Here is an 11032-nt window from a genome sequence, read left to right on the forward strand (position 1 = left end):
TGAGCCAGGATCAAACTCTCCATAAAAGAAATTTGATTAGCTCAAATTGTTTTGCTGGCATCAATTTTGATGTCCAAAATTTTTGCTTTGTTCACTAGCAGAAGCTAGCTACTTAAAACTTTATTGATTACGTTTTGCTTGTTCAGTTTTCAAGGTTCATAATGTCGTCTTTAGCGACAACTACTATATCTTACTACATATAAGTGTAATTGTCAATAGTTTTTTAAAAGTTTTTTTGGAGCGGGTGATGAGAATCGAACTCACGACATCAGCTTGGAAGGCTGAGGTTTTACCATTAAACTACACCCGCATTTTTATTATGGCGCGCCCGGCAGGAGTCGAACCCACAACCTTCTGATCCGTAGTCAGACGCTCTATCCAATTGAGCTACGGGCGCAAATATAAATATTTCAAAATCGACTTGGTGCGGCCGAGAGGACTTGAACCTCCACGGGGTTGCCCCCACTAGGCCCTCAACCTAGCGCGTCTGCCATTCCGCCACGACCGCATTCAATTAGGAACTTTCTTATTATACTATGATAATCCGAAAAATCAACCTTTTTTCTTAAAAAGATGAGCCATGAAGGACTCGAACCTTCGACCCTCTGATTAAAAGTCAGATGCTCTACCAACTGAGCTAATGGCTCAAATTAAGAAATGAATAGCTGGGGTACTAGGATTCGAACCTAGGCATGACGGAATCAAAATCCGTTGCCTTACCGCTTGGCTATACCCCAATAAGTGGCGGTCCCGACCGGGATCGAACCGGCGATCTCCTGCGTGACAGGCAGGCATGTTAACCGCTACACCACGGGACCAATGTTGCTATATTTTCAAAATGACCCCTACGGGATTCGAACCCGTGTTACCGCCGTGAAAGGGCGGTGTCTTAACCACTTGACCAAGGGGCCATGGCTCCGAAGGCAGGACTCGAACCTGCGACAACCTGATTAACAGTCAGGTGCTACTACCAACTGAGCTACTTCGGAATAATTCATGTTATTTGTCGTAGTTATCTTGTCGACTTTTACTATTATAGTGACATTTCAAGTAAATGTCAACACTTTTTCTTAGTTTTTTTTATTCCAGTAATTTTAAACGGCCTAAACATTTGCTACAGCAGTATTTCTCTACATTCATCCTAATTTTTCTTACATATAACTGTTGGCATTTAACACACGAATATGTATAGGGTCGACTTTGCTTTTTTCGCAAAGTGTTAGAAGTATGAAGAGTTGAACAAAACCGAGGAGCATTCACTTTTTTTAACAGCTCGCGAAAATCTCTATCTCGATGCTGGTAACCTTTACCCTCTAAATGTAAATGATAGTGGCAAAGCTCATGACGAACAATGCCCTTTACCTCCTCAAGACCATACAATTCATATGCTTTTGGATTAATTTCAATATTGTGTGACTGTAAGAGATAACGTCCGCCAGTAGAACGTAGCCTTGCATTAAAATATGCTTGATGCATAAAAGGCTTTTGGAAACTTTCTAATGATATTCTACTGACAAGCTTTTGTAGTTCCTCATTGTTCATATTAAGATCACCTCTAACAACAAGAATACCACACTGCGTAGTATAGACAGTGTGGTCTCATTTTATTACATTTCCATTATTTGATTTTTAGGCGGTAACATAGTTAATGAAATGCGCCCTTTTTTTGCATCAATTTGTTCTACCCAAACTGTTACAATATCTCCTAGCGAAACTACTTCTAAAGGATGCTTAATACGTTTTTTTTGTAATTTAGAAATATGCACAAGTCCATCCTGCTTCACACCAATATCAATAAAGGCTCCGAAATCAACAACATTTCTGACCGTCCCCTGCAATTCCATGCCAACTTGTAAATCTTCCATCTTTAATACATCTGTTTTTAACAGTGGCTGTGGGAATGCATCACGTGGATCACGGCTTGGCTTCATTAATGTATCTATGATATCACGGACTGTAACAACCCCAATATCAAGTACCTCACTTAAATTTTGAACATTAAGGGTAGCAATCGCTTCCTCAGCCTTCTGAGTACCAAGCTCATTTTTATTAATTTGTGCAACCTCTAATATTTGCTCAGCCAAACTGTAGCTTTCAGGGTGAATTCCCGTCGCATCAAATGGGTTCTTTGCTTCAGGTATACGTAAGAAACCAATTGCTTGCTCGTACGTTTTAGCCCCAAGTCGTGGAATTTTCTTTAATTGAGAACGTGTCTTGAACTGCCCATTTTCCTCTCGCATCTTCACAATATTCTCGGCAACAGTTTTTGATAACCCTGAAACATGTTGTAGTAGAGAGGCTGATGCAGTATTAACATCTACACCCACCTGGTTCACGGCTGTCTCTACAATAAACGTTAAGGATTCAGTCAATTTCTTTTGCGATACATCGTGTTGATACTGACCTACCCCAACCGCCTTAGGCTCAATTTTCACTAACTCTGACAAAGGGTCTTGTAGACGACGTGCAATGGAAACTGCACTACGTTGCTCTACCTGTAAATTCGGAAACTCTGCCCGGGCAATGTCAGATGCTGAATAAACAGATGCACCCGCTTCATTGACAATAACATAGGCTATATCGGTATCAAGCTCATTTATAACATCAGCAATAAATTGTTCTGTTTCGCGCGAGGCAGTCCCATTACCAATAGCAATTATTTGAATTGGGTACTTTTCTAATAATCCCTTCACAATTGCCTTTGATTTTGCTATGTCCGGCTTAGGAGGGTGAGGATAAATGGCTGTAACCTCTAACATTTTCCCGGTTTCATCTACAACTGCTAACTTACAGCCAGTACGATAAGCTGGGTCTACACCTAATACATATTTTCCTTTCATAGGAGGCTGTAAAAGCAGATTGCGCAAGTTCTCTGAGAAGATATGAATAGCCTGTGCTTCAGCTTTTTCAGTAAGCTCATTTCGTAATTCTCTTTCAATTGAAGGCTGGATTAAGCGTTTATAAGAATCCTCTATCGCAAGCTTGACCTCTGAAATCGCTGGAGAAGAACCAGTTGCAGGAATCCATTCTTTCCACATAATCATTAATACACGCTCTACTGGAACATTTATCGTAACCTTTAGAATTTCTTCTTTCTCTCCACGATTTACCGCTAAAATACGATGAGGAACAATACGATTTACAGGCTCTTCATACTCATAGTACATTTCGAAAACATTTTTATCATCAGCCTCTGCATTTTTCACACTTGTTACGAGTAGTCCATCTTTCCATGAATACGCACGAATTTTTTCACGGATTGCTGCGTCATCAGCAAAGCGCTCGGCTAAAATGTCTCTTGCACCAGCTAATGCATCCTCTGTGTTTGTAACGTTTTCCCCATCTATGAATTCGGCAGCCAATTGCTCTAATATATCAGGACGATATTCTACTAAAAGATCCGCAAGAGGTTCTAAGCCTTTCTCTTTTGCAATTGTCGCCTTTGTACGACGCTTTTGTTTATACGGTCGATATAAATCTTCTACCCTCTGTAAAACAATTGCCGCTTGGATAGCTTGTTCTAATTCTGGCGTTAACTTATTTTGTTCTTGAATTAATCGAATAACCTCTTCTTTGCGTTGTTCAAGTTGCTGTATGTAGTGATAACGCTCCTCTACAGCTTTAATTTGCACTTCATCAAGGGACCCAGTAGCTTCTTTTCGATAGCGCGCTATGAACGGTACGGTATTTCCCTCTTCTAATAATTTAATAACAGCCTCTGCTTGCCCTGGCTTGATTGCAACATCCTTTGCAATAAGCTGTAACAATTGCTTTTGATCCACATCATCACTACCTTTTTCTTTTCATTTTACCATTCCACTTTACTAAAAATGCAAAAAAATAGTCTACTCAGAACTTAGAGTAAACTATTTTAATGACTTAGGAGACAACTATTACTTTTGATTAGCTTTAGCAATAAATGCCCCAATATAAAAGTTTAGAGCGAAACGCCACCACTTGCTAAGATAACCTCTTGTAATTTCTTTATTGCTTTTCTTTGTACTCGGGATACGTGCATTTGAGAAATTCCTAATAGTTCTCCAGCTTCTCTTTGACTAAGCTGCTCTAAATATGTAAGCTGAATGACTTGCTTTTCCCTATCATTTAAAACGTTCATAGCATCCAAAACAATTAATCTTTTATTGGTTATTTCGTAGCCATCATCTACTTTACCCATTATATCAAATAAGGTTACTGTACTCCCGTCAGAATCTGACTCAATTGAATGATCCATTGAAAGAGCTTGATAGCTACGACTCATCTCCATAGCCTCGAGAACTTCTTCCTCTTCTACCTCTAATTGATCTGCAATTTCTTTGATAGATGGAGAACGCTGCAACTCAATGGTCAGCGCTTCCACTGTTGTTTTAATTCGTGGTCCTAACTCTTTTATACGTCTTGGCACATGAACATCCCATGTTTTATCGCGTAAAAAACGTTTAATCTCTCCAACAATCGTTGGTACAGCAAATGCTTCAAAACTACTACCAACATTGGTATCAAAACGTCTAATAGCACCGAGTAACCCTAGCATACCTACTTGAATAAGATCATCGTAGTAAGATTTCCCATTCGTATACTTACGTGCTATGGCTTCAACTAAATATCGATAATGAATCACTAAATTTGTTTGCGCTTCATCATCCTCCGTTGATTGGTACAATGCAATCCACTCTAGTACATCTTCATTGGACGAAGACTTATGTAGTGATTCTTTCGACATTTTTTTCCACCTGCTCCCTAGCGACATACTTTGTCATAAAGACAGTTACGCCACCATCGTTATTAATCATCACCTCATCCATCAAAGTTTCCATTAAATAGAGTCCCAAACCACCTTCACGTAAACCAGCTATACTCTCTCCTGGATGATATGGACCAATTTTTGACTTTATCTCTTCAAAATTAAAACTATTTCCGTAGTCCGCAATCATCATTTCTAACTTATTTTCATACAAGGCACACCCAATAACGATTTCACCCTCTTCGTCATCCTTATATGCATGATGTACTACATTCGTAACTGCTTCACTTGTTGCGATTTTTAAATCCTCGATATCATCATAATTAAAGCCAACTCGACTAGCCAAGCCAGAAACCGTTAACCGAATTACACTGACAAATTGCGGTTTTGCAGGAACCCTTATCTCAATATAATCAAATTCCTTCATTATCTTAATTCCACCTTTTTATCAGTTTCAATATCCATTAAATCGCTTAATCCAGTAATTTCAAATAATCTTTGTAATCTATTCGATAAACCAACAAGTTTTACTTTGCCATTCTCACGTAATGCTTTTTTATAAAAGGATACAAAAATACCTAAACCTGTACTGTCCATATAATTTACTTTTGATAAATTAAGTTCTATTTCTAACCCTTCAGTAATCTTTATAGCCTCTAGCTCTTCTCGAAGGACTGAGGAAGTAAAGGTATCAATTTCACCTTCTACAAATCCATATAATTTATGATCAATTTCTTTAAAATGTATCGCCATGTCCATATAGCACACCTCCACCATATTTGTTAGACTGTACTTCATTTCCCGCTTAGGGAAAAAATTAAACCTTCTAATCCTATTTTTTTAAAATAACAACTGTAAAATCATCTGATAGTTTAAAATCCAGTAGTTCTTCAATTTGTTTATAAAGAAGATTACATAGCTCTTGGGCTGTTAAATGCTTATTCTCTGCTAACAATGCAGTGATAACCTCTCGTGAGTTCAATTCTTCATGTGATCTAAATTCTGTAACACCATCTGTCATCATCATGACGATATCATTTTTCTCTAAAGTAATTTCATTATATATATACTTTGTTTCAGGCAGTACACCTAGTAATAAACCTTTTGCCTCCAAAGTAAAAAATTCATCTCGTCTAGCACAATAATGGAGCGCTGGCTCATGACCTGCTGAAGCGTAGGAAAAAATATTATTTTGAATATCCAAGCAACCGTAAAACATGGAAACAAACATACTATCATCCACGCCTTTTTCAATTACTCTATTAATAACTTCTAACACATATGAAGGATCTTTATAAGTATATTCTAAAGTTTCCAGACCATACTTCACCATAGACATACATAAAGCAGCCGGGACACCTTTTCCTACCACGTCTGTCACCGCTACGCTCAAATAATCCTCTCGGTCATGTAAAAAATGTACATAATCTCCATTCATCTTGCGAATTGGAATCGATATCATTCCTATGTCAATACTAGACAAATATGGCACAACTGTTTTGAGTAATGTTTTTTGAATGTTTGTAGCGATTTTTATTTCCAAATCATATTCAGCCTGTTTCTGTAATAAGCTTTGGTGCTCTCTATGTGCCATGCCATAATGGACCATCACCTCAATTAGAAAATCATATGCTGACTGTTCCTCACTCATTCTATCAGGTAATATTTTGCTAACTGCGTTTTTGTGAATACTTACAACATCCTCTGGAGAGATATTCTTTTGGATTAACTGACGTGTGAAGTTTTGAGCAATATACAAATTCTTTTCTGTTTGGTCAGCCAAATAATCCGACAAAATTTTCTTATATTGTGACTCTAATTGATTCAACATTTCCACATCCTATCGCAGCCATTTTTCAGCTCTGATGGTTGTCCCCTCTCCGATAACTGAGTGGATGGTCATAGTATCCATTAATCTATTCACGCCTGGTAAACCTGCCCCAAGTCCTCCAGAAGTAGAGTAACCATCCTCCATTACCTTGCGAACATCTTTTATTCCTGGACCTTGATCAGTTGCAATAATCATTATTTTCTTTTCTGTGTCCGTCTCAACTCTTTCGATTTCAATGAAACCTACATTTGCATATAAGTATATATTTCGAGCCAATTCACTAATAGCTGTAGTTATTCTAGCCTGATCAACAGTGCCAAATCCAAGTGCCTTTGCTTCATTGCGCCCCAGTTGTCTTGCTGTAACTATATCCCATTCAGTAATAATTTCAACCGAAGACCTCATTGCCACCGCTGTCCCCCCAATTCCTTTCGCAGTTATACTTTACACTTTTATTCAACCTGAATTATTTTTTATAGTTGATTTCATTTCATAATTATCTTATAAAGGGTATATTCTATGTATATTTTCATAAACCTTTCTATATTTTTTTCAAAAATCTATTTTGAATGATATCTTATTTTCTCCTTAAATCTATTAATACCATTTTCGAATTACAAATTCAATTTATGGTAATGTAGAATTTGAGAGTATAATACAAAAAAGCATCGAGATGATTTTTCATCTCGATGCCTCTATACATATATGTATATCAAAATTTGACAAGCCCTAAACTAATCATCAGTGCACCATCAACCTTCTCCATCACTGCATGATCAAGCTGCGTTATACGATCCGTCAATCTTGACTTGTCGATTGTTCGCACTTGCTCGAGCAGAATAACCGAGTCACGTTCAAAACCATACTTTTCAGCATTGATTTCAACATGAGTCGGTAACTTTGCTTTCTGAATCTGTGCAGTTATAGCTGCGATGATGACAGTCGGACTGAATCGATTGCCAATATCATTTTGAATAATCAGCACCGGCCTAGTTCCTCCTTGCTCGGACCCAATTACCGGCGATAAATCTGCAAAAAAAACGTCACCACGTTTTACATTCAAAGTGTCATCCCCCGCTAACGAGACGCTCCACCATATGTTGTGCTTCATATTCCGCATGCAAGCATTCACTTGCAATCATCAGATTTATATGAGACATTTCAACATATCCTTTCATCATAGCTTCCCGTATTTGATTTGGTTGCTCCTGCATTAAAATATTGCGCGACAAAACACGCGCAAACGATTCACCTTCAATTACTTCCTTTGTTTGTAGAAATAGTCTGTCTTGAACAGCAATTGTAGCTTCTCTTAACTTTTTCTCGTACACAGCAAGCACCTCCAACGGAACCATCCACTTTTCATTACTACTCATTCTATCATTGAAAGATATTGTTGAAAAGACATGAAATGACAAAATATCTGACAATTTGAAGGACAAGTTGTAAAAATATGTAGGTTGTCGAAGGTATGTGCCGATTCATCTTATTAGCAACAATCAGCAAATTAAGTTTTTAGTGAATTTATATTTTCTCCAGTGTTATCATTCACCAATTATGAAAGAAAGTCGTTGTTCAAAGCTGTATAGTGTAACTATTTTTGTGCCTGCTTCTAAATATATATTCGAGGTACTCTTGCGGTAATTATGCATGGTACTTCGTAATTAATGGTTTCAAGTTTAGCTGCCCATTCATCAATTGAAATGACATCTTTCCCTTGACGACCAATAAGTGTTACCTTCTCCCCTATAGCATATGCTTTTGGTAAGGCAACCATACATTGATCCATACAAATTCGTCCGACTATCGGCATTCTTTGACCATCAATTAATACTTCTTGTCCACCTAATTTACGAATTACCCCATCTGCATAGCCTACTGGTATTGTCCCTATCCACATATTTTTTGAAGCAGCAAACGTAGCTCCATAGCCAACAGAATCACCTGCTTGTAATTGCTTCACATGGACAAGCTCACTTTCAAGTGTAAATGCAGGCTGTAACTGGAAAGGCAGAATACTTTCCACATAAGGCGACGGTGATAATCCATACATTGAAATACCATATCTGACAGCATCATATTGTAAATGAGCATCTTTAACTAAAGATGCAGCCGTATTAGAGGCATGGACAAGTCTAGGCTTTTCAGGTAAAACAGATAGGCATTGCTCAAAGAATTGAGCCTGTTTATCGAAGTAGGATGTATCCTCCTCATCTGCTGTTGCAAAATGTGTGAATATCCCATCAAGTTTCATATTATTTGCAGTTTGAATTGTATGAGACAGCTCAAAAAGCTCTTGTTCAGAGCGAACACCGATTCTACCCATCCCGCTATCTACTTTTATATGTAGTCGTAAGGGGTCAGCTTCATGTACTATCAACCGAGCAGCATGCTGGACCCATTCACTTGCAAATACAGTAAGAATAATGCGTTTTTGAGCTGCAAAAGGTACAAACGAAACTGGAGACGCGCCCAAAACTAGTATGTCAGGTTCTTCAAAATGTGCTCGAATATGTAATGCTTCGTCGGGTGTTGCTACGGCAAGGATAGTTGCACCAGCTTCCAAGGCTGCTTTTGCAACAGCTACATCTCCATGACCATATGCATTGGCTTTTACTACAGCAATAATTTGAACATCTGGTTGAAGTAATCTTTTCAAATTTTGTACGTTTTGTTGGATTGCTTGTAAGTCTACAATTGCTTTTGTTGGTCTAAAATGTTGCTGTGTCATCATTAGGATACCCTCTTTATTTTTTATTAAAACATTATGTATTGTCATAATTTCGTTCCAATGCACATGTTACCGTTCTTTATACTCACTTTTAATAACTACTATAATATACAATACAACTTAAAACTTTCTAAACATTGATTAATCGCTACTTAGCTTAATAAGCGCTACAGCTTTCAGTGATTTGAAAGCTGTAGCTGCAAAAAGTTACTTCATACTACTTATCGTCATAGAAGTAGCAACTTCTATCATTTCATCACGAGTTAATTTACTTGATGCAACAAAGAATGCAACTCCATCCTTTTCCCAACTAATAGAAGTATCTGTAATTGCACCGATTGTAAAGCCTAAATCTACCGGATCACCTGGTGACGATACTGGTAACATTGCACTCTCTTTAGTAGCTGGTTGTTGCATAACTGTAAATGGCTTGTCACCCTCGAATGTTAATATGACACGATCCATACCGTTCTCACGGATAACCTTTTCACCAGTCATCTTCGTATTTTCCCAATTAACAACAGGGTAATTTGTTTGGAACTCTTTATTTTCAATTTCAGCACCTACTGCTTCTTTACCATCTTTTTCACCTTTATCATCCTTTTCTGGAGGAGCAGCTTGTTCACCTTTTGTTTGATCTGTTTCCGTAAATTGCTCAACTGCATATTCCTTGGCAGCATGTTGAACACCTAATTTTATATTTTTAAATGTAATACGTATTTGTTCTTCCTTTACGTCATTCATTATGACTACAGAAGTTGGGAGCAATGTTTTTTTATCTACTGTAATCACTTGATGAGGCATACTATTTTTATAGCTATTTCTAGTAGCTGCTTCAAATATATATGCTTTTTCTTGCTCTTTCATGACTACATTTTTATCTTCAGCTAAATCTTCTGCCAGAGCACCTATTAAATATGCCTGACTGTTTTTCTTTGGCCAGTCACTTTGGAACTTATACATTTTGTTCAAAGTTGGTGTAACTACAAACACTCCATCTGCATTTCGTACTATCATCTGTGAAACATCTTTCCCACTTTCTACTACTTCTACTCGATAAAAGTCAGGTTTAGTATGCCAAACGGTTACATCATATTTCCTTGGCTCTCCACCCGATTTAATCTCCATCGAGGCATTTAACTCATAACCATTTGTCTCTGCCCATTTACCATTAACCTTCTTCAACACTTTTTCCTGTGAGGCTGTACCACACGCTGACAGAAGTAATATTGTACAAATTAAGACGAGCCATTTAACTATACGGTTGCCCACGCTTTCACCCTTTCTTCTTTCAAATCCACTACGACAATATATGAACCTTATTTGTCAGTTATGTCATCTGAAGAACAGGCAATATATTTATCTTCATTCAACAGAGAAGACTCCCACCTCTACAGATGGTGAGATGAATACGGTTTTTGGTTTCTTTTCAGTGGGTATCCAAACACCTACTGAAATAGAGGAACTCAGTCTAAGGACGCCACGTCCTGTGGCAATTTATCTGTGCGAAAGCGAAGCGACAGCAACACACAACTGAGTGACCAACATCATGTTGCTGCCGCTGCGTTAGCACTACGCTTTCGCACAAAAAACATCTGTTGGCCCAAAGCCTCCGGCGGATGGCACGGATTTTCAAAGGAATGAATTGTGCCTGCACAATTCAAAATCCGGACGCATTGTTTATCTGTGCGAAAGCGAAGCGACAGCAACAAATGTTTTCTGTAGC

Annotated in this window: 11 protein-coding genes and 8 tRNA genes; all 19 read right to left on the reverse strand. The window is 38.0% G+C overall.

The features are described from left to right. Nucleotides 1–236: 236 nt before the first annotated feature. Nucleotides 237–310, reverse strand: a tRNA-Gly gene (locus ACQKIM_RS18345). 10 nt (nucleotides 311–320) lie between these two features. Further along, nucleotides 321–397: transfer RNA gene (locus tag ACQKIM_RS18350), tRNA-Arg, on the reverse strand. A 25-nt stretch (nucleotides 398–422) separates the two neighbouring features. Next, nucleotides 423–508, reverse strand: a tRNA-Leu gene (locus ACQKIM_RS18355). A 66-nt stretch (nucleotides 509–574) separates the two neighbouring features. Further along, nucleotides 575–647: transfer RNA gene (locus tag ACQKIM_RS18360), tRNA-Lys, on the reverse strand. A gap of 18 nt (nucleotides 648–665) precedes the next feature. Further along, nucleotides 666–737: transfer RNA gene (locus ACQKIM_RS18365), tRNA-Gln, on the reverse strand. Nucleotides 738–742: 5 nt separating this feature from the next. After that, nucleotides 743–818, reverse strand: a tRNA-Asp gene (locus tag ACQKIM_RS18370). A 21-nt stretch (nucleotides 819–839) separates the two neighbouring features. Next, a tRNA-Glu gene (locus ACQKIM_RS18375) sits at nucleotides 840–911 on the reverse strand. A gap of 1 nt (nucleotide 912) precedes the next feature. Continuing rightward, nucleotides 913–989 (reverse strand) — tRNA-Asn (locus ACQKIM_RS18380). A 91-nt stretch (nucleotides 990–1080) separates the two neighbouring features. Continuing rightward, a complete protein-coding gene (locus ACQKIM_RS18385) occupies nucleotides 1081–1542 on the reverse strand; it encodes a SprT family protein (protein ID WP_427546545.1) in 462 nt (153 codons plus the stop codon). A 65-nt stretch (nucleotides 1543–1607) separates the two neighbouring features. Continuing rightward, entirely contained in the window at nucleotides 1608–3782 is a 2175-nt protein-coding gene (locus ACQKIM_RS18390) for a Tex family protein (RefSeq protein ID WP_427546548.1), read from the reverse strand. Between the two features lie 155 nt (nucleotides 3783–3937). Then, on the reverse strand, nucleotides 3938–4723 hold the full coding sequence (gene sigB / locus ACQKIM_RS18395) for an RNA polymerase sigma factor SigB (RefSeq protein WP_427546551.1): 786 nt from the start codon (nucleotides 4721–4723) through the stop codon (nucleotides 3938–3940). After that, nucleotides 4701–5171 carry an anti-sigma B factor RsbW gene (gene rsbW / locus ACQKIM_RS18400; protein ID WP_427546554.1) on the reverse strand — a complete coding sequence of 157 codons (471 nt, stop codon included), beginning with the start codon at nucleotides 5169–5171 and terminating at the stop codon, nucleotides 4701–4703. Before rsbW ends, sigB begins: the two co-directional genes overlap by 23 nt. Continuing rightward, entirely contained in the window at nucleotides 5171–5503 is a 333-nt protein-coding gene (locus tag ACQKIM_RS18405) for an STAS domain-containing protein (RefSeq protein WP_427546557.1), read from the reverse strand. Before ACQKIM_RS18405 ends, rsbW begins: the two co-directional genes overlap by 1 nt. Nucleotides 5504–5576: 73 nt before the next feature. After that, nucleotides 5577–6575, reverse strand: a complete 999-nt coding sequence (locus ACQKIM_RS18410) for a PP2C family protein-serine/threonine phosphatase (protein ID WP_427546559.1) — start codon at nucleotides 6573–6575, stop codon at nucleotides 5577–5579. 9 nt (nucleotides 6576–6584) lie between these two features. Beyond that, nucleotides 6585–6986: an anti-sigma regulatory factor gene (locus ACQKIM_RS18415; protein WP_427546561.1), complete on the reverse strand. Its 402-nt coding sequence runs from the start codon at nucleotides 6984–6986 to the stop codon at nucleotides 6585–6587. Between the two features lie 301 nt (nucleotides 6987–7287). Further along, on the reverse strand, nucleotides 7288–7638 hold the full coding sequence (locus tag ACQKIM_RS18420; RefSeq protein WP_004232054.1) for a type II toxin-antitoxin system PemK/MazF family toxin: 351 nt from the start codon (nucleotides 7636–7638) through the stop codon (nucleotides 7288–7290). A 4-nt stretch (nucleotides 7639–7642) separates the two neighbouring features. Continuing rightward, a complete protein-coding gene (locus ACQKIM_RS18425; RefSeq protein ID WP_427546565.1) occupies nucleotides 7643–7906 on the reverse strand; it encodes a hypothetical protein in 264 nt (87 codons plus the stop codon). A 281-nt stretch (nucleotides 7907–8187) separates the two neighbouring features. Beyond that, nucleotides 8188–9309, reverse strand: coding sequence for an alanine racemase (gene alr, locus ACQKIM_RS18430; RefSeq protein ID WP_427546568.1), 1122 nt, complete (start codon nucleotides 9307–9309; stop codon nucleotides 8188–8190). A gap of 204 nt (nucleotides 9310–9513) precedes the next feature. Further along, nucleotides 9514–10578 (reverse strand): LolA family protein, encoded by a 1065-nt coding sequence (locus ACQKIM_RS18435; RefSeq protein WP_427546571.1) that lies wholly within the window; start codon nucleotides 10576–10578, stop codon nucleotides 9514–9516. Nucleotides 10579–11032: the final 454 nt, after the last annotated feature.

Origin of the sequence: Lysinibacillus sp. NPDC047702 (assembly GCF_050272555.1) — a bacterium.
Lineage (GTDB): Bacteria > Bacillota > Bacilli > Bacillales_A > Planococcaceae > Lysinibacillus.

Bases quoted from the DNA above. Each gene is read 5' to 3' on its own strand.
- ACQKIM_RS18385 (WP_427546545.1), bottom strand. From the start codon at position 1,542: ATGAACAATGAGGAACTACAAAAGCTTGTCAGTAGAATATCATTAGAA.
- sigB (WP_427546551.1), bottom strand. From the start codon at position 4,723: ATGTCGAAAGAATCACTACATAAGTCTTCGTCCAATGAAGATGTACTA.
- rsbW (WP_427546554.1), bottom strand. From the start codon at position 5,171: ATGAAGGAATTTGATTATATTGAGATAAGGGTTCCTGCAAAACCGCAA.
- ACQKIM_RS18405 (WP_427546557.1), bottom strand. From the start codon at position 5,503: ATGGACATGGCGATACATTTTAAAGAAATTGATCATAAATTATATGGA.
- ACQKIM_RS18410 (WP_427546559.1), bottom strand. From the start codon at position 6,575: ATGTTGAATCAATTAGAGTCACAATATAAGAAAATTTTGTCGGATTAT.
- alr (WP_427546568.1), bottom strand. From the start codon at position 9,309: ATGATGACACAGCAACATTTTAGACCAACAAAAGCAATTGTAGACTTA.